This window comes from Nocardia sp. PLKS1-43, from assembly GCF_059510335.1.
Map to the genome: position 1 here is coordinate 1 of NZ_JCAJZQ010000006.1, position 26,929 is coordinate 26,929.

The 26,929-nt window shown below is 68.3% G+C and carries 22 protein-coding genes and 1 pseudogene; 10 read left to right on the forward strand and 13 right to left on the reverse strand.

The window, feature by feature from the left end:
- On the forward strand, positions 1 to 811 hold an 811-nt coding region (locus AC5WS7_RS22075; RefSeq protein WP_495956461.1), incomplete at its 5' end, for an MHYT domain-containing protein.
- A 104-nt stretch (positions 812 to 915) separates the two neighbouring features.
- Here the strand turns inward: AC5WS7_RS22075 and AC5WS7_RS22080 are convergent.
- Positions 916 to 1,635, reverse strand: coding sequence for a hypothetical protein (locus AC5WS7_RS22080; protein WP_495956462.1), 720 nt, complete (start codon positions 1,633 to 1,635; stop codon positions 916 to 918).
- A 298-nt stretch (positions 1,636 to 1,933) separates the two neighbouring features.
- On the opposite strand from AC5WS7_RS22080, the gene AC5WS7_RS22085 reads away from it, so the two are divergent.
- From AC5WS7_RS22085 to AC5WS7_RS22100, 4 genes and pseudogenes are all read left to right on the forward strand, one after another.
- A complete protein-coding gene (locus AC5WS7_RS22085) occupies positions 1,934 to 2,332 on the forward strand; it encodes a hypothetical protein (protein WP_495956463.1) in 399 nt (132 codons plus the stop codon).
- A 755-nt stretch (positions 2,333 to 3,087) separates the two neighbouring features.
- Positions 3,088 to 3,255: pseudogene (gene rpsN, locus AC5WS7_RS22090) on the forward strand (30S ribosomal protein S14); the annotation flags it as partial.
- Positions 3,256 to 3,316: 61 nt separating this feature from the next.
- Positions 3,317 to 3,571 carry a 30S ribosomal protein S18 gene (rpsR, locus tag AC5WS7_RS22095; RefSeq protein WP_067886317.1) on the forward strand — a complete coding sequence of 85 codons (255 nt, stop codon included), beginning with the start codon at positions 3,317 to 3,319 and terminating at the stop codon, positions 3,569 to 3,571.
- Positions 3,572 to 3,701: 130 nt separating this feature from the next.
- A complete protein-coding gene (locus AC5WS7_RS22100; protein ID WP_495956464.1) occupies positions 3,702 to 4,163 on the forward strand; it encodes a hypothetical protein in 462 nt (153 codons plus the stop codon).
- A 471-nt stretch (positions 4,164 to 4,634) separates the two neighbouring features.
- On the opposite strand, the gene purH is transcribed toward AC5WS7_RS22100, so the two are convergent.
- The 7 genes from purH to sucC form a co-directional block, all read right to left on the reverse strand.
- Complete coding sequence (purH, locus tag AC5WS7_RS22105; protein WP_495956465.1) at positions 4,635 to 6,263, reverse strand: bifunctional phosphoribosylaminoimidazolecarboxamide formyltransferase/IMP cyclohydrolase; 1,629 nt, start codon at positions 6,261 to 6,263, stop codon at positions 4,635 to 4,637.
- A complete protein-coding gene (purN, locus tag AC5WS7_RS22110; protein ID WP_495956466.1) occupies positions 6,260 to 6,880 on the reverse strand; it encodes a phosphoribosylglycinamide formyltransferase in 621 nt (206 codons plus the stop codon). The genes purH and purN overlap by 4 nt, the downstream gene beginning before the upstream one ends.
- A gap of 102 nt (positions 6,881 to 6,982) precedes the next feature.
- Positions 6,983 to 8,608, reverse strand: coding sequence for a cell division protein PerM (locus tag AC5WS7_RS22115; RefSeq protein ID WP_495956467.1), 1,626 nt, complete (start codon positions 8,606 to 8,608; stop codon positions 6,983 to 6,985).
- A gap of 431 nt (positions 8,609 to 9,039) precedes the next feature.
- Positions 9,040 to 9,306: a type II toxin-antitoxin system HicB family antitoxin gene (locus AC5WS7_RS22120; RefSeq protein WP_495956468.1), complete on the reverse strand. Its 267-nt coding sequence runs from the start codon at positions 9,304 to 9,306 to the stop codon at positions 9,040 to 9,042.
- A gap of 65 nt (positions 9,307 to 9,371) precedes the next feature.
- Complete coding sequence (locus AC5WS7_RS22125; protein WP_495956469.1) at positions 9,372 to 10,451, reverse strand: DUF5336 domain-containing protein; 1,080 nt, start codon at positions 10,449 to 10,451, stop codon at positions 9,372 to 9,374.
- 316 nt (positions 10,452 to 10,767) lie between these two features.
- The gene (gene sucD / locus AC5WS7_RS22130) at positions 10,768 to 11,682 is read right to left on the reverse strand and encodes a succinate--CoA ligase subunit alpha (RefSeq protein WP_495956470.1); all 915 of its coding nucleotides are present in this window, start codon (positions 11,680 to 11,682) and stop codon (positions 10,768 to 10,770) included.
- Between the two features lie 14 nt (positions 11,683 to 11,696).
- Complete coding sequence (sucC, locus tag AC5WS7_RS22135; RefSeq protein WP_495956471.1) at positions 11,697 to 12,878, reverse strand: ADP-forming succinate--CoA ligase subunit beta; 1,182 nt, start codon at positions 12,876 to 12,878, stop codon at positions 11,697 to 11,699.
- A 671-nt stretch (positions 12,879 to 13,549) separates the two neighbouring features.
- Here sucC and AC5WS7_RS22140 point away from each other — a divergent pair.
- Positions 13,550 to 14,695 (forward strand): M23 family metallopeptidase, encoded by a 1,146-nt coding sequence (locus AC5WS7_RS22140; RefSeq protein WP_495956472.1) that lies wholly within the window; start codon positions 13,550 to 13,552, stop codon positions 14,693 to 14,695.
- Positions 14,696 to 14,970: 275 nt separating this feature from the next.
- Here the strand turns inward: AC5WS7_RS22140 and pcrA are convergent, their stop codons facing one another.
- Positions 14,971 to 17,532: a DNA helicase PcrA gene (gene pcrA, locus AC5WS7_RS22145; protein WP_495956473.1), complete on the reverse strand. Its 2,562-nt coding sequence runs from the start codon at positions 17,530 to 17,532 to the stop codon at positions 14,971 to 14,973.
- 261 nt (positions 17,533 to 17,793) lie between these two features.
- On the opposite strand from pcrA, the gene AC5WS7_RS22150 reads away from it, so the two are divergent.
- On the forward strand, positions 17,794 to 18,087 hold the full coding sequence (locus AC5WS7_RS22150; RefSeq protein ID WP_067886332.1) for a chorismate mutase: 294 nt from the start codon (positions 17,794 to 17,796) through the stop codon (positions 18,085 to 18,087).
- 106 nt (positions 18,088 to 18,193) lie between these two features.
- Here AC5WS7_RS22150 and AC5WS7_RS22155 read toward each other — a convergent pair whose 3' ends face one another.
- The gene (locus AC5WS7_RS22155; RefSeq protein ID WP_495956474.1) at positions 18,194 to 19,645 is read right to left on the reverse strand and encodes an NAD-dependent succinate-semialdehyde dehydrogenase; all 1,452 of its coding nucleotides are present in this window, start codon (positions 19,643 to 19,645) and stop codon (positions 18,194 to 18,196) included.
- Positions 19,646 to 19,824: 179 nt separating this feature from the next.
- Here AC5WS7_RS22155 and AC5WS7_RS22160 point away from each other — a divergent pair, with 179 nt between their 5' ends.
- Together AC5WS7_RS22160 and pgi are read left to right on the forward strand one after the other, a co-directional pair.
- Entirely contained in the window at positions 19,825 to 20,061 is a 237-nt protein-coding gene (locus tag AC5WS7_RS22160; RefSeq protein WP_495956475.1) for a hypothetical protein, read from the forward strand.
- Between the two features lie 81 nt (positions 20,062 to 20,142).
- Positions 20,143 to 21,780 carry a glucose-6-phosphate isomerase gene (gene pgi, locus AC5WS7_RS22165; RefSeq protein ID WP_495956476.1) on the forward strand — a complete coding sequence of 546 codons (1,638 nt, stop codon included), beginning with the start codon at positions 20,143 to 20,145 and terminating at the stop codon, positions 21,778 to 21,780.
- Positions 21,781 to 22,078: 298 nt separating this feature from the next.
- Here the strand turns inward: pgi and AC5WS7_RS22170 are convergent, their stop codons facing one another.
- From AC5WS7_RS22170 to AC5WS7_RS22180, 3 genes are all read right to left on the reverse strand, one after another.
- Positions 22,079 to 23,458 carry a DUF1731 domain-containing protein gene (locus AC5WS7_RS22170; RefSeq protein WP_495956477.1) on the reverse strand — a complete coding sequence of 460 codons (1,380 nt, stop codon included), beginning with the start codon at positions 23,456 to 23,458 and terminating at the stop codon, positions 22,079 to 22,081.
- Positions 23,459 to 23,732: 274 nt separating this feature from the next.
- Entirely contained in the window at positions 23,733 to 25,355 is a 1,623-nt protein-coding gene (locus AC5WS7_RS22175; protein ID WP_495956478.1) for an acyl-CoA dehydrogenase family protein, read from the reverse strand.
- A gap of 9 nt (positions 25,356 to 25,364) precedes the next feature.
- Positions 25,365 to 26,045: a TetR/AcrR family transcriptional regulator gene (locus AC5WS7_RS22180; RefSeq protein ID WP_495956479.1), complete on the reverse strand. Its 681-nt coding sequence runs from the start codon at positions 26,043 to 26,045 to the stop codon at positions 25,365 to 25,367.
- A 116-nt stretch (positions 26,046 to 26,161) separates the two neighbouring features.
- Here AC5WS7_RS22180 and AC5WS7_RS22185 point away from each other — a divergent pair, with 116 nt between their 5' ends.
- Complete coding sequence (locus AC5WS7_RS22185; protein WP_495956480.1) at positions 26,162 to 26,923, forward strand: crotonase/enoyl-CoA hydratase family protein; 762 nt, start codon at positions 26,162 to 26,164, stop codon at positions 26,921 to 26,923.
- Positions 26,924 to 26,929 lie beyond the last annotated feature (6 nt).

Sequence of the window (26,929 nt, forward strand, 5' to 3'; positions counted from 1 at the left end):
GGGGACCTGGGTGCTCGTGCTGGCGCTCGGGGTGGCGTGGGCGGGCACCCTGGTGGGCCTGATCTGCATCCGGCAATCGACGCTGTCGGTGACCGCGAAATTCCGTCTCGTATGGCTGACCGCTGCGGCGATCTGTATCGGCGCGATCGGGACGCAGGTGGCGGTGTCGGTCACGATGCTGGGTGTCGGACTGCCCAGCGGGGTGGTCCGCTACGACCTGATGCAGCGCGTCGCCGCACTCGTCGTGGCGCCGGTGGGGGTGCTGGCCGGACTCGTCATCGTGGGCGACGAGCGCAAACCCGTGCGCCTGGCGATCGGCGCGCTGGTCGCAGGCCTGTGCCTGGGGCTGATGAACTATCTGGGCCTGAACTCCCTCACGGTGCAGGGCACCACGACGATCAGCCCCGCGTTCATGGCCGGATGCACCGCGCTGTTGGTGCTGGGCGCCGCCGGACTCCTGTGGGCGACGCGGTGGCGCGTGACGACGGCTCTGGTCGGAGTCTCCGTGGTGTACGCGGGCGCGATCATCGGAATTCACTATCTCGGCCTGGCCGGCGTATCGGTCCACATCGATCCGGCCATGCCACAGCCCAGCGGGCGGGACCTGTTCACCATGTTCATCCCGATCTTCGTCGTCGCCACGATGTCGCTCGCGGTACCGATCACCGCGGTTCTGGTCGCACCGGACCGCACCGGCCGGTTGCAGCCCGAGGCACGCGCCAAGCGCGTCCCCAAGGGACCGCGTCGGCGCAGCATTCCCGCCCCCAACCGCACCGCCGAGACCACACGCACGCCCGAAACGGTCGGGTGAGCGGAGTCCCGCACGGTTCGCCGCAGCGGTAGTCGAACGAATCGGGCCGGATCGCCCCTGCGGGTAGGCGATCCGGCCCGAACTCGTCGAAACTCCGGCTACCGCTATACGTCTCCCTGTGCATGCAGCGTGTTGTACATCTGCACACCGCTGGCGACGCCGACCGGAATGCCCAACGTCGCGCCGCCGACGATCGCGCCGACACCGCCGACCGCGGAGGCACCGAGGATGCAGCCGCCGACGATGCCGAGCGGCGTACCGATGATGGTGGGCGAGGTGAGCACGCCGCCGGTGACGACACCGAGCGGACAGCCGACCAGCACACCGCCGACGCCGCCGACCATGGCGCCGACACCGGTGGCGAGACCGAACTGGGTGGCCGCGGTGCCCAGGGCGGAGTTGAAGTCCGCCTGCGGATCGTGGGCCGGGGCGTCGACCGGGTGCGGCGCGAGGACGGTCGCGCCGGCCTGATGGGTCGTCACCGCGTCCGTCCCGGCGGGCACGGTGACGGCGGCCTTGGGAGTCACCGGAAATGCCTTCTGCCCGTAGACCGTCGAGCCCTTCGCGTCGTTCAGCTGGATCTGGCCGCCCAGCGTGGTCAGCGTGCCGAACGGGGTGTTCAGCACGGTGGAGCGGTCGGTGGTGTTGCTGGTGTATTGCACACCTGGTGCGATCGGCACGCTCAGGGTGTGCGGATCGACAACGGGCGCGTCCACGCCGGGGGCGGCGGCCGAGGCGGTTCCGGTGGCCAGTGCGACCGCGGCGGTCGTCGCGAAGGTCGCGAGCGACACGGCGTACGTCATCTTCTTCATAGCGATCCCCATCAGGTCTTCCTCATACTGCGCGCCCCTCGGAAACCGGGAGCGCGGAGCCGTGGCGTGCGGCCCAGACAGAGAGTCGCGCCCGATGATTACGACGCTGTGACATCGGCCGTCAACAATTCGGCAAAATTACGGCAATCATGTTAAAAGGCCGCAAACTCGGACAAATGAGACACGGAGCAGGCAGTTCGCGTACCCCGCCCGGTATCGACGGATGGCGTGCGTCACTCGCATCCCGCGGATCGGCAGTGCCGCAACCGATGCCGAGCGCCGCGCGCGCCGGGCGAATTACAGTGGTCTCATGCATTCCCGCCCGGATGACGCCGAGGTGACCGAGGCGGCGCAGGCAGTCCCGGACCACGTGACCGTACTGCGCGATATCCAGACTCAGCTTCGCGGCCCCGACCTGGCCGGCTGGCCACAGCTGGGCACCGACGAGGATGGTCGGCACCGCTCCCTGGTGGACGCCGTGGCCGCGGCGTTGACGCAGATTTCCGAATTACGCACCGAGGTGGGCGATCTGGAAGCCACGATCGCGGAACTCGAGGAACAGGTGCGAGATCTGGCACAGCAACCGCGGTTGCCATGGCCGCTCTCACTGGCGGAAGGGCCGCTGGCGATGCTGGCCGAACAGGTCGCACGGCTGGAATCGCTGCTGCCCGAGCCACTCGGACGCGGTTGCGGACCGGAACATTCGTGAACTCGACGAGCGTGCCGGAAAACGTCCGGCGCGACTGCCCCCGAGAAATGGCGATGAGCGGGTTCCCAGGGATCTCCGAGGGAACCCGCCCTCCCGAATGAGGCTACCGGGCGAAGAGCACGAAAGCATCACTTCACGTGGACTTTTTCACATTCGAAAACCAACTGGCAGTTGGTAGTTCAGAGATCAGCTACTCCATGGCAATCGAGATCACGGACTCTCGTCAGCTCGAACCGATCCGATCGTTTGCCCGATGATCGCGGTATGCGGACAAATATCGTGAAACCGCCCAGCCGCAGCGTATCTCGCAACCGGCCCACCATCCGGAGGGATCGAGCAGCCCCGTCGCACCGCCGCGGCACCCGATACTCCGTGCCGTCGACACGCACCGGCACCAGATCCGGTGGGCTCGCCTTCCGAACAGCCCCGGGGGCTACGAGTATTCGATCTGGACATCCGCCGCTTCGGAACCGCCACCTCGGCTCACCGCCCCCTGCCCGCCGGCGCGGCGTCCGGGAGTACGTCGAAAACCGTGACGGCATCGAATGATTCGACCCGTCCGACCGCGACCGGACGACCGTGCGTTCATCCCCGTTGGCCGCGCCGGCCAGGAGGGCCGTGGGCGTGCGGCGCTCGGGCGGCGAAGTGATCGCGACCCATTTCGACAATGATTTTCATTTACCGGCCGGCCGCGCTACAGTGTTCCTTGTCCACGCGGAACGCCCACCGCGCGGCCGTTTATGGCTCGCCATACAGCACTACAGCGGCCGGAGCGCGACGCCGGTCCGGTACGATTACGCAATCGGGATGCTACCGATGGCCGCCCACGTGGATATCCGCGGAAGTTCGGCCTTTCCCGAGTACGTGTGCGCGAGCTGGCCCATCACGGGGAGCTGCCGGGTGTGCACAAATCGAGCTGGTAGACCACCCGGATCTCGCGCAACCACGTAGGGCCCAGAGCTCATGCCGAGGAAGGATACTGATATGGCTGTCAAGCGAGCACCGTCCAAGAAGGTCCGGGCCGAGCAGGCGCGGCGCCCGAAGAAGAATCCCCTGATCGCCGCGGGCGTCGAGGTGGTCGACTACAAGGACGTGAATCTGCTGCGCACGTTCATCTCCGACCGGGGCAAGATCCGCAGCCGCCGCGTCACCGGCCTGACCCCGCAGCAGCAGCGGCAGGTCGCCGTCGCGGTGAAGAACGCCCGCGAGATGGCCCTGTTGCCGTTCACCAGTCGCTGACCGCCACTCGGTCGAGCGTGAGAGCCCCGGTACGCCACCGGGGCTCTCCGCGTTCCGCGTCCGCCCGCGCACGCCGTCGGGCGGGCCGCACGTCACGAACCGCGGCGGCATCGCCACTAGGGTGTGGCGCATGAAGGCGAATTCGGGACCGCGCCGCGCCGGCGCGGCCGCCGCAACCCTGCTGGCGCTACTGGCTGCCGGTTGCGGACAGGCGAACGATGGTGGCACACAGTCGAATACGACCACGAGCACGTCCGCGGGGCCGAGCACCCCGACCGAACAGGCCACACCCGACCCAGGACGCACGTTCACCGCGAATCCCGCGATCGTCAATGCCCACCCGATGACCTTCGACAGCTGGAGCCCGCTCGCCGCCGATCGGATCGCGGTGAACTTCCAGATCGGATCGCCGGACTGTTTCGGTGTCGATGCCACCGCCACCGAGACCTCCAGCACCGTCACCATCGCACTGCGCTCCGGCCGCCTGCCGGAGGCGCAGGGCCGCATGTGCACCATGATCGCGGTATTCGGCACCCTCGGCATTCAACTGAAGCAACCTCTGGGCAATCGAAAGGTTCTCAGCGCCGAATAAATCTCGGCTAATGTGATGTCGATCACAATATCTATTGACCAGCAGTTATAGCAAGAACATCTGAAGCGGTAGCACTTCGGAAGTGATACGTTGCGTGACATAAGCGTTACGTAGAGAAACTCCAGGCCGTACAACATCCACAGAGCACTCATGTCACGCACTTCCCTGACGCGACGCATCCGTCGAGCTACTCCGAATTCCCGTCCCGCACAAGGGAAACCCCAGACCGATTCCCGGCGTCCGCCGGGATGACGAAACCCGGGACCCGGGATGTACACGGCCCGGTGCCTGGATGAAAAGAGACCCTGCGCGGGAACCGCAGCCCCGCGCAGGGTCTCTTGTATTCTCGGTCTCCGCTTCGCTCCGGCGGGCCGGCCTCGGCCGAACGCCATCACCACGCGACCCGGCCGCGAGTTGGGCGGTTTACCCACTCTCGCAGCGGGTTTCAGGTCTCCGGGCTGGGCCTTGTCGTCAGTGGGCGAAGTGGCGGGCGCCGGTGAGGTACATGGTGACGCCCGCCTCGCGGCACGCGTCGATGGTCAACTGGTCGCGGACCGATCCACCCGGTTGCACAATGGCTTTCACGCCGGCCGCGATGAGTTGCTGGGGACCGTCGGGGAAGGGGAAGTAGGCGTCCGAGGCCGCCACCGAGCCCTTGGCTCGGTCGTCGGCGCGCAGGACCGCCAAGTGGACGGCATCGACCCGGTTGACCTGGCCCATGCCAACCCCCACGGAGGCGCCGTCGTGGGCCAGCAGGATCGCGTTCGACTTCACCGCACGGCAGGAGCGCCAGGCGAATTCGAGATCGGCGAGCGTGGCCGCGTCGGCGGCCTCGCCGGAGACCAGCGTCCAGTTGGCCGGATCGTCGCCCTCGGCGTCGACGATGTCGCGCTGCTGCAACAACGCCCCGCCACTGATCGGGCGCAGTTCCACACCACCGCGGACCGGCTGTTCGGCGACCAGAATGCGCACATTCTTCTTGCGCTGCAACACCTCCACCGCGCCGTCGGCGTAGCCGGGCGCGACGATCACCTCGGTGAAGATCTCCGCCACCTGCTCGGCCATCTCGACGGTCACCTCGCGATTGGCCGCGATCACACCGCCGAACGCGCTCACCGGATCGCAGGCGTGCGCCTTGCGATGCGCCTGCGCGATGTCCTCGCCGACCGCGATCCCGCACGGATTGGCGTGTTTGACCACCGCCACGGCGGGCGCGGCGTGGTCCCAGGCGGCCCGCCACGCGGCATCGGCGTCGGTGTAGTTGTTGTACGACATCTCCTTGCCGTGCAACTGCTTCGCCTGCGCCAAGCCGGCGGCGCCGGCCGCATCGGTGTACAGCGCGGCGGCCTGGTGCGGATTCTCGCCGTAGCGCAGCACCGATTCGCGGGTCCAGGTCGCACCCAGCCAGGTCGGGAAGCGCACCGCGGCAACCGAATCCGGCTCGGCCGACCCCTCGGGCGCTGAACCCTGTTCCGCGGTCAGCACATTCGTCATCCAGCTCGCCACCGCGACGTCGTAGCCAGCGGTGTGCTGAAATGCCTTGGCCGCCAGCTCGGTTCGTTCCGCGAGGGTGAATCCGCCCGAACGCACCGCCTCGAGTACGCGGTCGTAGTCGGCGACGTCCACCACCACGCCCACCGACGGGTGGTTCTTCGCCGCGGCACGCACCATCGACGGGCCGCCGATATCGATCTGCTCCACGCACTCGTCCGGGCTCGCGCCACTGGCCACGGTCTCGGTGAACGGGTACAGGTTCACCACCACCAGACCGAACGCCTCCACACCGAGTTCGACCAGCTGGTCGGCGTGCTCCTGCTTGCGCAGATCGGCCAGGATCCCGGCGTGCACCCGCGGATGCAGCGTCTTGACCCGGCCGTCCAGGGTCTCCGGGAAGCCGGTCAGATCCTCGACCTTCGTCACCGGAACGCCCGCATCGGCGATCCGCGACGCGGTCGAACCGGTCGACACCAACTCCACCCCGGCCGCGTGCAGCCCGGTGGCCAACTCGACGAGTCCGGTCTTGTCGTAGACGCTCACCAGCGCCCGGGTGATCGGCCTGCGGTCGGCCTCATTCGCGGGTCGTTCGCTGCGTTCACTCACCGGAGTACTCGCTCATCTGGGATAACTGCCTTTCGTCCATCGGAGACAATGCCTCGCGTCGCGACGGCGGCGACGACCTGCGCCAGCAACCGCCGTTCGACGACCTTGATCCGCTCGTGCAGGGTGTCCTCGTCGTCCTCGGGCAGCACCTCGACCGCCTCCTGCGTGAGGATCGGCCCGGTATCGACGCCCGCGTCGACCAGATGCACGGTCGAGCCGGTGACCCGCACCCCGTACGCGAGTGCGTCGCGCACGGCGTGCGCGCCCGGGAACGAGGGCAGCAGCGCCGGATGGGTGTTGATGATCCGGCCGCCGAAGCGGGACAGGAAAGCCGGGCCCAGGATCTTCATGAAACCGGCCGAGACCACCAGATCCGGCGTGTAGGCGGCGACCGCCTCGGTCAGCGCGGCGTCCCAGGAGTCGCGGTCGGGGTACTCGCCCAGCGCGACACGGAAATGCGGAATTCCGGCGGCGTCCGCGTGATCGGTTGCGGCACAAGCGCGATCGACACCGACGGCGGCGACGCGGGCGGGATAACCCGGTTCGGCGGCGGCCTCGAGCAGCGAACGCAGCAACGATCCGGTACCCGAGGCGAGCACGACGACGGTCGCGGGCAAGGCCGCGGGCACCAACTGGGCGGGCGGAGTCGTCAGCGCTCTACTCCCTGTGCGTCGAGACTGCAGGATTTGCGGCGGATGCGAGGACCGCCGCTCTAGAGCCTAGCTACCGTCCCACCGCCGGCTGTCCGGCAGGTCCGTCTCCACCACCTCGGCGTCCAGAATCTCGTCGGGATCCACGGCGGGTTCGAGGGCGGCCTGCTCCTCGACGAGTTCACCGTCGATCTCCTCGACGCCCGGATCGCCGCGCCCCGCGCGGCGGTCGTAGTCGAGTTCGTCGTAGCCGCTGTCGTAGTCCTGACCGTGGTAGCCGTCCTGACCGTGGTAGCCGCTGTCGGCATGCCCCTGGTCGAGATAGCGGCGCTCGTGCTCGTAGTCGCCGGACTCGTAATCGTCCCGCTCGTAATGGCCGGCCTCGGCGTACTCCGGGTAATACCCGTCCTCGCGATACTCCTCGTCCGCGTAGCCCGCGTCCGCGTATTCGTGTTCGTCGACGAGTTCCGCGGCCGGGACGCCCAGGAACCAGCGCGAGCCGACCAGACCGAGGTATCCGGCGACCGCGAACCAGGCGAAAGCCCAGCCGGCGAACAGGAATACGCCCGTCCCGATCGCGCCGAACGAACCCACCTCGCCACCGGCGATCCCGCCGAGCACACTGAGAATCACCGCACCGACCGCCGCCGCGGTCAGCGTCGCCCACGGCCGCAGCGGCTGGTCGTAGGTGCCCCGCGCGCAGTCCCGCCCGGCCAGCAGGCCCACCGCGGCGGGCACGGCCAGTACCACCGGCCACCATCCGGCCGCCGGACCGGTCGGCACCGCGGCCAGGACGGGCAGTGCGGGAACCGGCGCACCCGAGACCGAGAACACGCTCAGCCCGCCGACGCCGATGTGCACACGCGCACCGACCAGCAGACCCGTCGCGCCGACGACCGTATTCGGCAGGTAGGCCAGCGACAGCACCGACAGGCCGAGCGCCCCGCCGATATTGCCCGACGCGCGGTAGGTCTCACCGATCCGGGACCAGTGCAACAGGAAGGACAGCAGCGTGAGCACCGCCGCGCACAGCAGCAGCCGCCGCACCGTGCGCACCGCGATCCGGACCGCGGACTCCACCCACAGCGGGATTCGCGCGATCACCCTGTCGCGCAGCGGGTTGGGCCGCGCGGCCAGCCCGGCCAGGGCCGCCGCCAGATGCAATCCGCCCACCCAGGCGAAGGCGGCCAGGGCCTGCGGCGCTTGCAGCGCGACCACCGACGCCGCATCCTCGGCCACCGCGAGGCATACCGCGGTGACCAGCAGCGGTCCGGCCAGCGCGGCGCCCAGTATCCAGCCCAGGTCCGCCCGGGAGGAGCGCGGTTCCACGGCGCGGGCACAGTCTCGGGCGGTCAGCCACAGCACCGCCCCCGTCGGAACCAGCGGCAACAGACTCAACGTCGTCCGGCCGATCACCAGCGGAACCTGGTGTACCGCAAGCCAACCCGCGGCGATAGCCCCCGAGGCCCCGGTCATCGGGCTCCCCGCGGCGAACAGCGTCACCAGGACCAGGGCCACGATCACCACGATGGTGTAGCTGGTCGCCCGCGCGGCGACGATGAGCAGCACCCGAGCCCGATCCGGGCTCAGCGACAGGAACAGATTGTCCTCGGGCCCGTGCCCCGGGCGCCGCGCGCCCTCCTCACGCGGCGGGCGCGCGTCGCGGGGATCCCACCGGACGGGAGAAGCTTTCACGGTCGGACTCCCCCGCGACGTCCGGCATTCGATGCGACAGTCACGACTTCCCCTCACGACGGGTCGGCGCGCTCGCTTTCACCGCGGCGCTCCCTCACGACACCCCAGGGTGACAGCTTCCATCGCATCGGCGAGTCAGGCGCGCCGACACGCGCGCGACTCGCCGTCATCGATCATCACGCCACTCATGCTCGGGTTCGTCCGGCGAACGGGCGGTTACAACAGGTCACGAAATTCGTCGGCGCCGATGCCGGCTCGACGCGGAAAATGGCCGAGAGCATGCCCGGCTCGACCGGCTTGCGTAGCGGCACCGTTACGCCGGGTGCCGTTCGGCCGCCTCGAGATCGCGTGAGTTCCCTTGGTGCCCAGGCGAACATGCCAGCCTTCTCCACCACCTCGACCGGTCGGCGACGGATACTCCGAGAGCCGAGTCACGCCACTTTCACGAACACGGGAGCGGTGATCGGGTGCGCTGAGATCGCCGCACGCTCCTGCGAAGTCGCGTATTCCAAATACAGCTCGGCTGCTTCGCGCACATTTGCGAGCGCCTCCTCGACGGTGTCGCCCTGACTGATCGCGCCAGGCAGCTCCGCGATTCGCGCGGTGAAACCACCCTCCGAGTCCGGCGTCAGCACCGCCGTGAGGTAAACCGACTCCGTCATGCGGACAAGATTACCTATCGTGCGCCGCTCGTCCATACGTGCTCCACCGGCACTGGATTGGATCGGCGGACACTCCGGAGCGAGCGGCGACGGCGATACAGCTACTTCTTGTCGTCCTCGCCGGGACGGAACGCGGTGGTGGGGTCCGCGGCCGGGTTCGCCGGGCGTTCCTCACCGAAGGGGTTTGCCGGCTTGGCCGTGCTCGCCGACTGGCCGGACTGACCGGCCGCGCCGCCTTGACCGGCCTGCTGCTGAGCGAAGTTCAGCGAGCCGTACTGCGGCTGCTGACCACCGGCCGCCTCGCCACCCGCATTCGAGCCGGACGGCTGCTGTTGTTGTTGCTGCTGAGCGGCGTATCCGCCCGCCTGCTGACCGTACTGCTGCTGACCGTACTGCTGCTGACCGTACGGCGACTGCGCCTGCTGCTGACCGTATTGCGGGTACTGCTGGCCGTAGGGCGACTGGGCCGACTGACCGTAACCGGGCTGCTGACCGTACTGACCGTAGGACGGCTGGCTCTGTCCCGGCTGCGACTGCGCCTGCTGACCGTACTGGCCCGGCTGCGCCTGGCCATACCCCTGCTGACCGTAGCCCGGCGTACCATAACCCCCCGGAACAGCCTGTGGCGCAGCCGGTTTCGGCGCGGGCACGGACAGGATGCCGCTCTCGAAAAGCACCACGACAACCGCCGCGGCGGTCTGCACGAGCGCCAGGAAGAGCACCACCCAGGCGCCCCAGCCCACACTGACCCCGTCGGGCACCTTGATCACGACGAAAATCAGGCCGATGAACCCGGCCGCGGTGACCGCCGCCGCGGCGCCGCTCCAGTTCTGCTTGGGCAACAGCGACAGACCCGCCAGCAGACCGCCGGCCAGGAGCACGATCAACACCGACACGGCGAACGAGAAGAAGAAATCGCTGCTGGTCGCGGGTGTCTGCAAACCCTCGCCGAGGTCGTGACTGCTGGTGGAGACGAACGGCGCGAAACCCAGCAGGAAGTTGATGACGCCGAGCACGGCGGCTCCGGCGGTGAGATAGAACGGCAGCCCAATGGCACTCGATCCCGGGCCGCCCGCTTTGCTGCTGGTAGCGCCGCCGGGCTGCTGCGCGAAACCGGGCGCGGAGGAGGGTGGCGTCGGCGCGGGTGCGTTGTACCCGGAGCCCCCGGACGGGTATGACATGTCGTCGTCTCCTTATCGAGTCCTTCGTAGTCAAGATTGGATGCCCTCTTGACGCTACTGCACGAAAGCGCCCGGGTCACGGCCACCGCAAACCGCGCAGCAGGCCGGATTGCGCGCCCGATGAACCAGGTGAACTGGCGAATCGTGCCAGAGGGAGGAGAAAAAGGAGGTTTGCCGTGAATCTTTCGGAAATGTTCTGCACAGTGGTTCGCACCCTCGGGCTGTGCCACGTATTCCCAGTACCGTGAACACACCCCGATGAATGACGAAGGCCGCCACCCGAATTCGGGTGGCGGCCTTCCTTGCGACTACCGGCTCAGGCCTCGACGCTGGCCTTCTCCAGGATCTCCCGGGCCAGCGCGGCGGTCTCGGACGGCGTCTTGCCGACCTTGACGCCCGCGGCCTCGAGGGCCTCCTTCTTCGCGGCGGCGGTTCCGGCCGAACCGGAGACGATCGCGCCCGCGTGCCCCATGGTCTTGCCCTCGGGTGCGGTGAAGCCCGCGACGTAGCCGACGACCGGCTTGGTGACGTTGGCCTTGATGTAGGCCGCGGCGCGCTCCTCGGCGTCGCCGCCGATCTCGCCGATCATCACGATGACCTTGGTCTCGGGATCCTTCTCGAACGCCTCGATGGCGTCGATGTGGGTGGTGCCGATGACCGGGTCGCCGCCGATGCCGATGGCGGTGGAGAAGCCGAAGTCGCGCAGCTCGTACATCATCTGGTAGGTCAGGGTGCCGGACTTGGAGACCAGACCGATCGGGCCCTTGCCGGTGATGTTGTTCGGCGTGATGCCGACCAGCGACTCACCCGGGGTGATGATGCCGGGGCAGTTCGGGCCGATGATCCGGGTCTTGCCGCCCTTCTCGACGTTGTAGGCCCACGCGTACGCGGTGTCCTGCACCGGGATGCCCTCGGTGATGACCACCAGCAGCGGGATCTGCGCGTCGATGGCCTCGATGATGGCGTCCTTGGAGAACGCCGGGGGCACGAACGCGATCGAGGTGTCCGCGCCAGTCTTCTCGATCGCCTCGGCGACGGATCCGAACACCGGCAGCTCGACGTCGTTGCCGTCCTTGTCGACGTGCTTGACAGTGGTGCCAGCCTTGCGCGCGTTGACGCCGCCGACCACGTTGGTCCCGGCCTTCAGCATCAGAGCGGTGTGCTTGGTGCCCTCACCACCGGTGATGCCCTGGACGATGACCTTGTTGTCCTTGTTGAGGAAGATAGACATGTGCCCTGATTCCTTTACTTGGCCGAGCCGTTTGAAGAGGAGGCCAGTTCGGCCGCTTTATCCGCGCCTTCGTCCATTGTCTGCGCGAGCGTCACCAGCGGGTGGTTGGCCTCGGCGAGAATCCGCCGGCCCTCGTCGACGTTGTTGCCGTCCAGACGGACGACCAGCGGCTTGTTGGCCTCGTCGCCCAGGATCTCCAGCGCCTTGACGATGCCGTTGGCGACCGCGTCACACGCGGTGATACCACCGAAGACGTTGACGAACACGCTCTTCACCTGCGCGTCGTTCAGGATGACGTCCAGGCCGTTGGCCATCACCGCGGCCGAGGCGCCGCCGCCGATGTCCAGGAAGTTGGCGGGCTTGACGCCGTTGTGCTTCTCACCGGCGTAGGCGACCACGTCCAGGGTCGACATGACCAGGCCGGCGCCGTTGCCGATGATGCCGACCTCGCCGTCCAGCTTGACGTAGTTGAGGTCGTTCTCCTTGGCCTTGAGCTCGAGCGGATCGGTCGCGTCCTTGTCCGCGAACTCGGCGTGCTCGGCGTGCCGGAACTCGGCGTTCTCGTCGAGGGTGACCTTGCCGTCCAGGGCCAGGATCTCGTTCTCGGGCGTGCGCACCAGCGGGTTCACCTCGACCAGGGTCGCGTCCTCGCCGATGAACACCTCCCACAGCTTCTGGATGGTCACGGCGGCGGCGTCCAGGACATCCGCGGGCAGGTGGCCCTGCTCGGCGATCGAGCGCGCGAAGGCCAGGTCCACGCCCTTGACGGCGTCGACCGGCACCTTGGCCAGGCGGTCCGGCTTGGTGGCGGCGACCTCTTCGATCTCCATGCCGCCCTCGACCGAGCACATGGCCAGGTAGGTGCGGTTCGAGCGGTCCAGCAGGAAGGAGATGTAGTACTCCTCCGCGATGTCCTTGGCCTCGGCGACCAGGATCTTCTTGGTGATGTGACCCTTGATGTCCAGGCCCAGGATGTTCTGAGCGTGCGTGAAGGCGTCCTCGGGCGTCGCGGCGTACTTCACGCCACCGGCCTTACCACGGCCACCGACCTTGACCTGGGACTTGATCATGACCGGCTTGCCGATTTCGGTCGCGATCGCACGCGCATCCTCGGCCGAGTCCGTGACCCGGCCTTCCGACGAAGGCACTCCGTGCTTCACGAAGAGCTCCTTCGCCTGATATTCGAAGAGATCCATGTACTCACCGTCTCGTCTGCGTTGTGGTGACAACGACTTTGTTGGCGTCCCGTCGTTCCAGGGCGGGTCGGATCGGACTCTAATCACTCGCGAGCACGGGAAATCAGCCGCATACAGCCTAAGTGGCACAGGTCACCGGCCCGTACCCGGGAGGGGAAAACCGCTGGCCACCCCTACTCGCGAGTAGGTTGCCGCGGCGACGGCGGGACCAGGGTTCGAGCATTCCGCGCGACCGAAATTACTACGCGTCGTCGTAATGAAAAGGCCGAATACCCGCCGCAATACCGAACATGTTATTCCCGGAAATTCTTGTGATGAATCTCACAAGCGGACGGAGATGCGCTGGAGCGCTTGCCGGGTCGCAATCGTTTCGTTACCGTCGATGCGACCGATGTCACAACGAGGTCACAAGACCGGCATGAACGAGGACGTCCGACGCGGTAGTCTCTGTACTCCCGACCGGGCTTTCCCCGGACGACCACATCCGCCGCTGACGGGCACAACAGGAGGACGGCAGGCTTGTTGCAGCACAGCGCTCCGCAGGTGAAGAGCCGCGCCGCAGGCGACCCGTCGACCGCCCGGGCACTCCGCCACCGCAGTCCCCGTGAGCATTTCGAAAATCCGTCCTTACCGCAGATCCATGTCGGCCTGCACTTCATCGAGGCTCGGTAATGAGTGGCGATCCGTTTCAGCCGGGACATCGCGCCCCGTCCGCATTGCGTTACCGCCGCGAAGGCGACGGTCTGAGCAACCTCGGCGATACCGCCTCGTTCGGCGGGTACGCCGGGCCCGCGCGCCGCGCCGACAGTTGGGCGGGCGGCACCTCGGCGGCCACCTGGAACGTACCCGTCGGCGATACGTGGAACACGCCCTCGGATGTGTGGGCCGACCCCGAGCCCGACGAATGGCAGCAGACCCCCGAATACCACTGGGGGGAGCAGACTTCCGAGGACGCCCAGTGGGACGCCTGGGGCTCGGACGAGCCCTCGGCGGTCGAGCCGGCCGACTACGACCAGCCCGACGAGCCGTATCACCCGATCTCTCGCGGCACGCGCGGCAACGGCGGTCACCGGTCCGCTCGCGTCCCCGGCGCGCACCGGATGCCCGTTCCGCCCGCGGCGCTCAAGGGCCGCGCGGCCGTCGTCGCGGTCGCGGCGGGCGCGGTCGTCGCGGCCGGTCAGACCGGTGCGCAGCATGTCGGCAGCCAGCGTCCCGCCACCGCCGACGCGCCCACGACCGGTGAGATCCGTCAGGTCGCGGCCTCCACGCCCACCAACGGCTCCGCGACTTCGAGTCAGTCGCCGCAGGTGCTCGACGCCGCGCCGGTGACCGACATCAGCCAGTTCCAGGATGTGCTGCACCACGGGCAGCAGTTCGCCGAAAGCCTTGCCGCCCAGGCCGCCGCCAAACTCCGGCCGGTCTTCGTGAAGTTCGCCAGCGGCACCTTCACCTCCGGGTACGGCACCCGCTGGGGCGTACTGCACCCGGGCGTCGACATCGCGGGCCCGATCGGCACACCGATCTACGCGGTCATGGACGGCACCGTCATCGATGCCGGGCCGGCCTCGGGCTTCGGCATGTGGGTGCGACTACGTCACGAGGACGGCACCATCACCGTCTACGGGCACGTCAACACCACCACGGTGTCGGTGGGCCAGCACGTCATGGCGGGCGATCAGATCGCCACCATCGGCAACCGGGGCTTCTCCACCGGCCCGCACTGCCACTTCGAGGTCTGGCTGCACGGAACCGACCGCATCGACCCACTGCCTTGGCTCGCCAGCCGCGGGATTTCCCTGGGGCCCGAGGAAGACTGAATTTTTGGCCTCCGCTCCGGCGGGTTTTCGGCGCTGTAAGGCTCGTCGTTCAGCCCACGAGACTCGGCCTTCGGCCATGCGCTTCGAGGGCTGAACGGTGAGCCGGCGCTGAAAACCGTTTGGGGCTGCTAGTTATTGAGCCTTTCGCTTCACTGGCGCATTCCCGCGGAACGGAGACGGAGACGCTTCGCCGCTGGGCGCGATCGGGCTGGTGCGGGCGGAGGTATCCACCGGCAGCCGGTTCGCGTGTGGCGAAGTCTCTGTGCGGCAACCCCTTACAGTTTGACCAGGACTCCTCCGCTGTATTGCGGGATGAGGCGGATCTTGCCCGCGGTGCCGAAGTCGATGGTGACGCTGGCGATGGGGCCGGTGCCTTCGGCGGCGATTACCCGGCCCAGGCCGTATTTGTCGTGGTTGACCCGGTCGCCCACGGCCAGCACCAGATTCGTGTTGCCGCGCTTGGCGCTGCCAGGGGCGGGGCGGCGGTCGCCGGCGCGGATGCCGGGGCGGTCGGACCAGCCGTCGCCTCGGGTCCAGTCGCGTTCCAGGCCCTCGCTCTCACCGCGTCGGCGCATGCCGCGGGCGCCGGGCGAGTTGGCCGGTTCCAGCCGCTGCCAGTCCATCAGATGCCCCGGAATCTCCTGGAGGAAGCGGGATTCCGGATTCGACACCGGCTGTCCCCAGCCGCTGCGGACCACCGCGCGGGTCAGGTACAGGCGACGGCGGGCACGGGTGATGCCGACGTAGGCGAGGCGGCGTTCCTCGGCCAGTTCGGTCGGATCGCCCAGGGCGCGCATATGCGGGAACTGGCCGTCCTCCCAGCCGGTGACGAAGACGACCGGGAATTCCAGCCCCTTGGCCGTGTGCAAAGTCATCATCGTGACCACACCGGCGCCCTCGTCGGGGATCTGATCGGTATCGGCCACCAGAGACACCCGCTCGAGAAACGCGGCCAGCGAACCCGGATCGGGCTCACCCTCGGCGGCCTCGGGCAGCAGCCCCTCCGCGCGGGCGGCCTCCAGGTTGTTACGCGCCTCGGAGCTGAATTCACGTGCGACGCTGACCAATTCGTTGAGGTTGTCCAGGCGGGCGCCGTCCTGCGGATCATCGGACGCCTCGAGTTCGGCCCGATATCCGGAACGGTCCAGCACCGCCTCGACCACGGTGCCCACATCCGGAAAATCCAGATCCTCCTGCACACCGGCCGCGCGGATCTCGTCCAGCAGATCCAGGAATCCCGCGATGGCGCGCTGGGCCCGGGTATTGAGCAGGGCCACCTTGCCGTCGGCGGCATCGCGCAGGGCTTGGCCGAAACCGATGCCGCGCTGTTCGGAATGCACGGCCACACACGCCTCGGCACGATCACCGATACCGCGCCGCGGGGTGTTCAGGATGCGGCGCAGGCTCACCGCGTCCTCCGGATTCTCCAGCACACGCAGGTAGGCGACGATATCGCGCACCTCCTTGCGCTCGTAGAAGCGGACGCCGCCGACCACCTTGTACGGCAGTCCCATCCGGATGAAGATCTCTTCCAGCGCACGGGAATTGTTGTTGGTGCGGTAGAAGACCGCAACGTCGCCGTAGTTGTAATCGCCCTGGTCGACCAGGCGATCGATCTCGCGCGCGACGAAGGACGCCTCGTCGTGCTCGTTGTCCGCGACGTAGCCGACGATCAGGTCGCCCTCGCCCGAATCGGTCCACAACTTCTTCTCGCGCCGGCCCTCGTTGCGCGCGATGACCGCGTTCGCCGCGGACAAGATGTGCTGGGTGGAGCGGTAGTTCTGTTCCAGCAGAATGGTTTCCGCGTCCGGGAAATCGCGCTCGAACTCCTCGATGTTGCGGATGGTCGCGCCGCGGAAGGCATAGATCGACTGGTCGGCATCGCCCACCACGCACAGCTCACTCGGCGGCACCGCATCCTCGCGCCGAGCCGGGGTGAACTCCGGATCCGCCGCTGCCGCACCGGCATCCGCATCGTCCGCCTCGGTGGCCGCGCCCGCAGCGTGATGGCCGACCAGCTCGCGGACCAGGACGTACTGGGCGTGGTTGGTGTCCTGGTACTCGTCCACCAGCACGTGCCGGAACCGGCGGCGGTAGTACTCGGCCACCTGCGGATGACGTTGCAGCAGGGCGACCGTCTCGCCGATCAGATCGTCGAAGTCCATCGCGTTGGCCCCGCGCAGCCGGCGCTGATATTCGGTGTACACCTGAGCGACGATGCGGGGCAGCTGACTCTCGTCGGCTTCCGCATCGATCGCGGCCTTCTCCGGGTCGATCAGCTCGTTCTTGAGATTGGAGATGGCGGTCGCGAGCAGGCGCGGGGTGTACTTCTTCGCGTCCAGTTCCAGATCGCGGCCGATCATCGCGAGCAACCGGCGCGAATCGTCGGCGTCGTAGATGGAGAAGTTGGTGTTCCGGCCGGGCAGCAGCGCGGCCTGGGTGCGCAGGATGCGCACACAGCTGGAGTGGAACGTGGACACCCACATACTCGCCGCGCGCGGGCCGACCAGCCCGGCCACCCGCTCGCGCATCTCGGCGGCGGCCTTGTTGGTGAAGGTGATCGCCAGGATCTGGCCCGGGGTGACGCCGCGGGCGGCCAGCAGATACGCGATGCGGCGAGTCAGCACGGCGGTCTTGCCCGACCCCGCGCCGGCGACGATCAGCAGCGGTGTGCCACTGTGCACCACCGCCGCGCGCTGCTGCGGATTCAGGCCCTCGAGTAGCCGCTCGACCGCCCCCGCCGCCGCATCGTGCGAGGGGCCCGCCGCCTGCCCCGCATCTTCCGCCTGCCCCGTCCGCGCGTGCGGACGCCTCTTGTCAGCCACCGTGGTCTCCATCGCTCTCCCACGCTACCGGCGAGCACCGACAAGGTTGTAGCCCTGTACCCAGCATGGCAGACTGACCACATGTCCAGTGCTCGCGCAACCACTGCAGCCCGGCCGACCGCCGTCCACCCCGGTCGCCGATTTCGCATTTGAGCGCATGGGTGTCGAAGGGGGGAATATATGGCCCACCGGGCCTGATTCACGGTGAAAGAACCCATCGGTAACGGCCAGTGGCCGCCCGCCGATCGAAGTTCTGACACGAGGAGAAGAAGTATGAGCACCTCAACGACGACGACCGGGTCCGATGCCGCGCTGCCCAGCAGCGAGGCGGAGATCGACAAGCTCCGCAAGGAGATCGACCGCCTCGACGCGGAGATCCTGGCCGCGATCAAACGCCGCACCGAGATTTCGCGCATCATCGGCCGCACTCGCATGGCCAACGGCGGCACGCGGCTGGTCCACTCCCGCGAGATGAAGGTCCTCGAGCGTTTCAGCGAGCTGGGCCAAGAGGGTCATACGCTCGCCATGCTGCTGTTGCGCCTGGGTCGCGGCCGACTCGGCCGCTGACGCACGATCAGCCGAGACAGGTTCGGCCACAGCGCTTTCGCACCGAACCGCCCCGGGCACCGGTCCCGGGGCGGTTTTCGCTGTCCGGCCACCTTCGGCCCGCCTGCTACTGCAGCGCGATGTACTTCGTCGACAGATACTCCTCGATGCCCTCGGTGCCGCCCTCGCGGCCGAAGCCCGATGCCTTCACCCCGCCGAAGGGCGCGGCCGGGTCGGAGATGACGCCCCGGTTGATCCCGACCATGCCGCTCTCCAGCCCCTCGGCGACGCGCAGCGCGCGGTCCAGATCACGGGTGTAGACGTAGGCGACCAGGCCGAATTCGGTGTCGTTGGCGGCGGCCAGCCCCTGCTCCTCGGTATCGAAGCCGATGATCGGCGCGACCGGTCCGAACACCTCCTCGCTCAGGATGCGGGCATCCGAGGGCACATCGACCAGCACGGTGGCCGGATAGAAGTAACCGGGACCGCCGGGCGCCTTGCCGCCGGTGCGCACCTGCGCCCCCTTGGACACCGCGTCGTCGACCAGTTCGCCGACCGTGTCGAGCTGGTCGGCGTTGATCAGCGGTCCCAGCGTGGTGTCCGGATCGGCGCCCGGTCCCAGCGTGACCTTCTGGACCGCGGTGACGAACTTCTGGGTGAACTCCTCGATCACCGAGTTGTGCACGTGGAAACGGTTGGCCGCGGTGCACGCCTCACCGCCGTTGCGGAGTTTGGCCAGCATCGCGCCCTCGACCGCCGCGTCGATGTCGGCATCGTCGAACACCACGAACGGGGCGTTGCCCCCGAGTTCCATCGAGGTGCGCAGCAGGCCGTGCGCGGAGGACTCCACCAGCTTCCGGCCGACCTCGGTCGATCCGGTGAAGGTGAGCTTGCGCAGGCGCGGATCGTTGATCAGCGGTGCGGTCACCGCGCCGGAACGACGACTGGTGATCACCGACAGCACACCGTCGGGCAGGCCCGCGTCGCGACACAGCTGCGCCAGCAGCAGCATGGTCAGCGGAGTGGCCGAGGCCGGTTTGACGATCATCGTGCAGCCCGCCGCCAGCGCGGGGCCGATCTTGCGAGTTCCCATGGCCAGCGGGAAGTTCCACGGCGTGATCGCCAGACACGGCCCGACCGGCTGCTTGTGCACCACGATGCGGCCGGTGCCGGTCGGCGCGGTCTGGTAGCGGCCGTGGATGCGCACGGCTTCCTCGCTGAACCAGCGGAAGAATTCCGCGCCGTAGCGCACCTCGTTGCGGCTCTCGGGCAACGCCTTGCCCATTTCCAGGGTCATCAGCAGCGCGAAATCCTCGGTGCGCTCGATGATCCGCTCGTAGACCGCGCGCAGGATCTCACCGCGCTGCCGGGCCGGCGTGGCGGCCCACTCGTCCTGCACCGCGACCGCGGCGTCGAGGGCGCGCACGGCGTCCTCCGGGGTTGCGTCGGCCACCTCGGCGAGAGTTTCGCCGGTCGCCGGATTCTCGACCGGGAAGGTGGCGCCACCGGTGGCATCGACCGGGCCACCGATCCAGAGTTGTGTGGGGACGGATGCGAGTAGTTCTCGTTCGGACACCATGTGACCAGCCTATGCCCGGCTGTCCAGCGCTCCGGGAGATCCGGTCGCGGCGTCCGCGCGCCGATCAGGGCGGTGCGGACCGGCCTGGACCGTGGTCTGATGGCTGCCGGGCCCGGTTGCGCTCGGCCCGGTCGAGCGCCGTTCGCGGCCCCGGGATGAACACCGAACGAAGATCGTGTGTGCCGCCACCATCGCCGGAATCGACCTGGGCCCCATCGCCGGCGGCAGCGGTGGTCTCGGCGCCCAGACGCCGCCGGACGACAACACCCCGCCCCACGCCGCCCAACGGCGACCATGTCGGCGATCCCTGCCGGGCCGGTGGCAACAAGCCCGGCCACAAGCAGTGGGTGCATCTGGACGACGATGCCGCCGCACACTACGGCACCCGCTGGATGTGGATCTGCCGGGCGAGCTGATCGGTCACGCGGCCGCGGCGCGGCCGGCGACATCGGTTGCCTTGTCCACACGCGCGCTTGACTGGCGGTAATGTCGGATCGGTGAGCAGCGACATCACCGCGACGGCGGCCTGGCGGAAACTGCGGGAACACTATTCGGCGATCGCCGACCGGACTCTGCGCGACCTGTTCGCCGAGGATCCGCGGCGCGGCCACGAGCTGACGGTTCGGATCGCAGACCTGCACATCGACTACAGCAAGCATCGCGTGACCCGCGAAACCCTCGATCTGCTGGTCGGATTGGCCGAGGCCGCCGGTGTGACGCAGCGCCGCGACGCGATGTTCCGCGGCGAACACATCAACACCTCCGAGGATCGCGCGGTGGGGCACATCGCGCTGCGCCTGCCACCGGGGGCATCGCTGACCATCGATGGCGAGGACGCGGCCGCGCAGGTACACGAAGTCCTGCGCGCCATGGGCGATTTCACCGATCAGCTGCGATCCGGGCAGTGGCGCGGCGCGACCGGCGAGCGCATCACCACGGTGGTGAACATCGGCATCGGCGGCTCCGATCTGGGGCCGGTGATGGTGTATCAGGCGTTGCGGCACTACGTCGATGCCGGAATCTCCGCACGCTTCGTCTCCAATGTCGACCCCGCCGACCTGACCGCGAAACTCGACGGCCTCGATCCGGCCTCGACGCTGTTCATCATTTCCTCGAAGACCTTTTCGACGCTCGAGACACTCACCAACGCGACCGCCGCGCGCCGCTGGCTGGTGGATGCGCTGGGCGAGGACGCGGTCGCCAAACACTTCGTGGCCGTGTCCACCAACGCCGAGCGGGTGGCCGCGTTCGGCATCGATACCGCCAACATGTTCGGCTTCTGGGACTGGGTCGGCGGGCGCTACTCGGTCGATTCGGCAATCGGGCTGTCGGTGATGGCGACGATCGGGCGCGAGCGGTTCGCTGAGTTCCTGGCCGGAATGCACAGTGTCGACCAGCATTTCGCGCAGACACCGCTGGCAGAGAATGCGCCGGTGCTGCTGGCCCTGCTCGGCGTGTGGTACTCGAATTTCTTCGGCGCGCAGTCCCGCGCGGTGCTGCCGTACTCGAACGATCTGGCCCGGTTCCCGGCCTATCTGCAGCAGCTGACGATGGAGTCCAACGGCAAATCCGTTCGCGCCGACGGCTCCCCGGTCACGACCTCCACCGGTGAGATCTTCTGGGGTGAACCGGGCACGAACGGTCAGCACGCCTTCTACCAGCTGCTGCATCAGGGCACCCGGCTGATTCCGGCCGATTTCATCGGGTTCGCCCGGCCCACCGACGATCTGCCGACCCGCGACGGTACCGGCAGCATGCACGACATCCTGATGAGCAACCTGTTCGCGCAGACCAAGGTGCTGGCGTTCGGCAAGACCGCCGAGGAGATCGCCGCCGAGGGCACCGACCCGGATGTGGTGCCGCACAAGGTGATGCCGGGCAATCGCCCGACCACCACCATCCTCGCCCCGGAGCTGACCCCCTCGGTGCTGGGCCAGCTCATCGCCCTCTACGAGCATCAGGTCTTCGTGGAGGGCACCATCTGGGGTATCGACAGCTTCGACCAGTGGGGCGTGGAGCTGGGCAAACAGCAGGCCCTCGAACTGGCCCCGCTGCTCAGCTCCCCCGAAGATCCCGCGCCGCAAGGTGATTCGTCCACCGACGCCCTCATCCGCTGGTACCGGGAGCACCGCTGATCACGAGGCGTCATACTCGCACGCCGGTCCCCGACAACACGGCAGCCCGCGCGTACCGTTTCGGAGATCGTCGGCACGTCATCGCCGTAGTGCGCCGATGCCGAAACACGGTGCGCAGAGTAGCGCAGCTGCCTCATTCGTAGTTGTCGGAGATGCTCCGGTAGTTGTAGCCGATCAGCGGCATACCGTCGGCCTCGGCGCGTCGTAGCCAGTGGACGGTGTCGCGAAACCCGCATCCGTCCGGTGCGTTCGACCAGCGAGTTCGCGTGCCGTGACAGCCCCGTGGACTCCCGGCGGCTCAGTGCGGTAGCAGGTTGCCCATGGCCTCGTCCAGCGTCGGATAGCGGAAACGGAATCCGGTGTGCGGCAGCACTTCCGAGGTCACGTGGCGGCCGGTGAGACCGAGGGCCGGATCGGTGCGCAGGAAGATCGCGCCGAGTTTCAGCAGCGGTGCGGGGGTCGGCGGTGCGGGCGGGCGGCGCAGATGACGTCGCAGCACGATCATCAGGTCGCGGTTGCGCACCGGGTAATCCGTTGCGGCGACCAGGATTCCGTCGGGCAGGTGCACACCGGGTTCCAGGCCGAGGGCAGCGCGGATCAGGGCCAGCCAATCCTCGATGTGGATCCAGCTGAACCACTGGTCACCCGGGCCAACGCGACCGCCGAGTCCGGCCCGGGTCAGGTCGCACAGACGTTGCAGGGCAGGGGAATCCGAATCCAGGACGATCGAGGTGCGCAGGATCGTGTGGTGCGTGGTGTTCGCCCCCTCGAAGGCCCGCTCCCACGCCCGCGCGACGCCGGTCATCTGCGGCAGGCCCCGCGGCAGCGGACTCGTTTCGGTGCAGCGCATTTCACCGGCGTCGGACCAGATCGCCGTGGTGCTGGCCTGAATCCAGTAGTCGACCGGACGATCCAGTGACGCCGAGGCCGCGACCAGGGCCGCGGTCGGATCGACTCGGCTGCGCCGCAATTCGGCGACGTTTGCCGCGGTCGGCCGACAGTCCACCAACTTCCCGGCGAGGTTGATCACCGCGGTGGGGCCCGGATTACGCAGTGCGCCAACCCAGTTGCCGACGCTGCGGCCGTCCCATTCCAGCTGTTCGAACGGCAGGTCCGGATTCCGGCGTCGAGTCAGAATGCGCACCCGCTGTCCGCGACAGGTCAGGTCGGCCGCGATATTGCGCCCCAAAGCGCCGCTGCCGCCGGCGATCACGACAGTCAACGCCTGAGCGTCCGGGGTGATCCCGGCAAGCCCGGCCAGCCGGGCGAAACCGACCCGGGCGTGGGCCTGCAACCGCCCGCCGACGACGTACCAGAAGACCGGCGCGGAGATACCGGTCAGTTCGACCCGCTGGGTCAGTTCGGTGCCTCCGGGACAGGGCGTCAACGTCCAGGAGATTCGCAGCACCCCGGCCGGTTCCGGCTGCTGCACAACCAGTTCCCGGTCGGGCACGAAACTCGTGATCGTGAAGGGCCGGGCCAGCCTGCTGTGCACCGCCGCGTTCGCCCGGCCGCTGGGCAGGTAATCGCCTCGTACGCCCGCCCCGGGCGCTTCCCGCAGTCGCACCGAGGCAACGGCGGGATTCCATTCCGGCCAGCGGACCGGATCCGCCAACACCGCCCACAACCGCTCCGGCGGCAGCGCGATGAACTGTGTGTACGCCGTTGTACGTGCCATATTTCGACGCTAATCCCCCTGGTATGGGTCAGGAAGCGTGTCGCTGCTCACGTCCGTCCGGGCACCTTGTCGCATGACCGATTCGGCTCTGCCGAAGGGCACCGGCGCACCCGCTACCCGGGCGCCGGCCGCCGCCGGATGTCGCTGACTCGATCAACTGGCGGGTGTACCGGCCGACCGATTGCTCGCGCTGCACGGCGCCGCCCCGAGGCGATTCGGATACTGTCCGAGGCGCTCGGCGAGCGAACTTGTCACTGCGAGGCCGTGCGTCCGATCAGTCCACGTAGGCGCGTTCCAGGATGGCGGTGGTGTCCACCCCGGTGGGCAGGGTGCCGAAAGCGATACCCCAGTCGCCGCCGAATCTGCTCGCGCAGAAGGCATCCGCCACCGCGGCATGCCCGTGCCGGACCAGTTGCGCGCCCTGCAACGCCAGTGCCATCAGCTCGACCACCCGGCGAGCGCGATATTCGATATCGCCGAAGTCGGTGAGTTCCTTGCCGATCCGGTCGATCGCGTCGTCGAGATGGTGGTTCGCGCCGCGGGCGAGCGACACCTCGTTGAAGTACGCCTCCACGCTCTCGGGCTGACGGCCCATGGCGCGCAACGCATCCAGCGCGGCGACGTTGCCCGAACCCTCCCAGATCGACATCAGCGGGGATTCGCGGAACAGCCGGGGCATGCCCGAATCCTCGACATATCCGTTGCCGCCCAAGCATTCCAGCGCTTCCGCAGCGTGCGCGGGGGCGCGCTTGCACACCCAGTACTTGGTGACCGCGAGGGCGATCCGGCGCAGCGCGGCCTCGGCCGGATCGCCTCCGGCACGGTCGGTGGCCCCGGCCAGGCGCATCATCACGGTGGTCGCGGCGTCGGATTCGATCGCCAGATCGGCCAGGACGTTGCGCATGGCAGGCTGATCGATCAGCTTGGCGCCGAACGCTTCCCGGTGCCGCGCGTGGTGCACCGCCTGGACGAGCCCGGCGCGCATCCCGGTGGCCGAGCCGATCACGCAGTCGAGCCTGGTCATGTTGACCATCTCGATGATGGTCTTGACGCCCGCGCCCTCTGGGCCCACCAGCCAGCCGACGGCGTTCTCGTATTCGATCTCCGACGAGGCGTTGGACTTGTTGCCCAATTTGTCCTTCAGGCGTTGCAGGCGAAGGGCATTGCGGCTGCCGTCGGGAAGTACCCGCGGCAGCAGGAAACAGGACAGCCCGCCCGGCGCCTGGGCCAGGGTGAGGAACATGTCCGACATCGGCGCGGAGGTGAACCACTTGTGCCCGACGACGCGGTAGGTTCCATCGGCTTGCGGTGTGGCGGTGGTGGTGTTCGCGCGGACATCCGAGCCGCCCTGTTTCTCGGTCATCGACATGCCGGCGATCAGCCCGGCCTTGGTGGACGGCTCGCGCAGACCGAAATCGTAAGTGCGCGAACCCAGCAGCGGCTCGTACCGGGCGGCCAGCTCCGGATTGTGCCGCAGCGCGGGCACGATCGCGTAGGTCATCGAGATCGGGCACATGTGACCGGCGTCGGCCATCCCCCAGGTGTAGAACTTGGCCGCGCGTGCGGTGTGCGCTCCCGGACGCTCGTCCAGCCAGGGCGAACCGTGCAGGCCGTGCCGCACCGCGACGTCCATCAACCGGTGCCAGTACGGGTGGAATTCCACCTCGTCGATCCGATTGCCGTAGCGGTCGTGCGTATGCAGCACCGGCGGGTACTCGTTGGCCACCCGGCCCCATTCCTGGGCATCGAATCCGCCTGCGAGCGAGCCCAATTCGCGCACCTCGGGCTCCGCCCAGCCCGCGCCCTCCCGGTGCAGGCCCTCGATCAGCGCCGGATTGCGCGAGTTGTCGAACGGAACGATATTCGGAACCTGGTTGAACACCTCGTGGGTGGGCATGCGGAACTCCTATTCGGGCGACGCCGGGGCTCGGTCGTCGCGGGTCTGCGGGATGCGGGCATCCGGATGCGCGCCGCCCGCATCCCGGACGTCGGCGAATCCCAGTGCGCGCAAGGCGAAATCGACGAGTTCGGGAATCACCGACTCGCTCTGCCGCGCCTCGGCGAGCGGGCCGACCAGCACCTCGCCGATTGCTCCGACCAGGGCGGCGGCGCTGATGCGTGGATTCTGCGGCGGCAGCCGGCCCGCGGCCACGCCCTCGGCGACGGCGGATTCGTAGATCTCGGCGAAGGCGCGACGGAAGCGCAGCCGCTCGGCGTCGACGGCCACGTCCACCGGTTCGGCGAGCAGGACGTAGGCCAGCTTCGGATTCTTCAACGCGCGACCGGCGAACGTCTCCACGGATGCGGTGACGCGCTCGACCACACTCCCCGCACCGGCCGCGCCCGCCTGCGCGACGGCGGCCACCTCACGCGTCACGACCTCGCGGAACACCGCGGTGACCAATTCGGACTTGCCGCTGAAGTGCTTGTACACGGTGCCCGTGGCCACCCCGGCCTCGGCCGCGACCGCCGCCATCGAGAGCCCGGCGAAACCCTCACGGGAAAGCACCCGTGTGGTCGCGTGCACGATCACGCCCGCCTGTTTGTCGAGACGGGCCTGCACAGCGGGGGTTCTGCGGTAGGCCACACAAGAAGTGAATCATGAATTCATTTCTTGACGCAAGACCCCGGCCCGGACGTATCGTCGGATATCGGCAACGGACCGGCACGATCCGCGGGTACGGCCAACAGCGAGGAGCAGATGTGAGCGTCCGAATCGAGCGCAGCGGGCCGGTGTTCACCGTCGTCCTGGACCGGCCGGAGGCGCGCAACGCGGTCGACGGCCCGACGGCGAACGCTCTGGCGGATGCGTTCCGGGAGTTCGACGCCGATCCGGATGCTGCCGTCGCGGTACTGTGGGGCGCGGGCGGAACCTTTTGCGCCGGAGCGGATCTCAAGGGCCTGGGCACCGAGCGATCAAATCGCGTCGCGGCCGACGGCGACGGTCCGATGGGCCCGACCCGGATGCGCCTGTCCAAACCGGTGATCGCGGCGGTCTCGGGTTACGCGGTGGCCGGCGGACTCGAGCTGGCCCTGTGGTGTGATCTGCGAATCGCCGAGCAGGACAGCACCTTCGGCGTCTTCTGCCGGCGCTGGGGCGTTCCGCTCATCGACGGCGGCACGGTCCGGCTGCCCCGCATCGTCGGCCAGGGCCGCGCCATGGACATGATCCTGACCGGCCGCGCCGTCGGCGCCACCGAGGCGTTGCAGATGGGCTTGGCGAACCGTGTCGTGCCCAATGGCGAATCACGCTCTGCCGCCGAGGATCTCGCCCGGGAGCTGGCCGCGCTCCCGCAGACCTGTCTGCGCTCGGACCGGATGTCCGCGCTCGAGCAGGAGGGCCTGGGCGAGGCCGCGGCCATCGCCAACGAATTGCGCCACGGTATGGACGCCCTGTCCGACGGCGCGCTCGCGGGTGCGCAGCGCTTCGCCTCCGGCGCGGGCCGCCACGGCAGCCCGGCCTGATCTCGT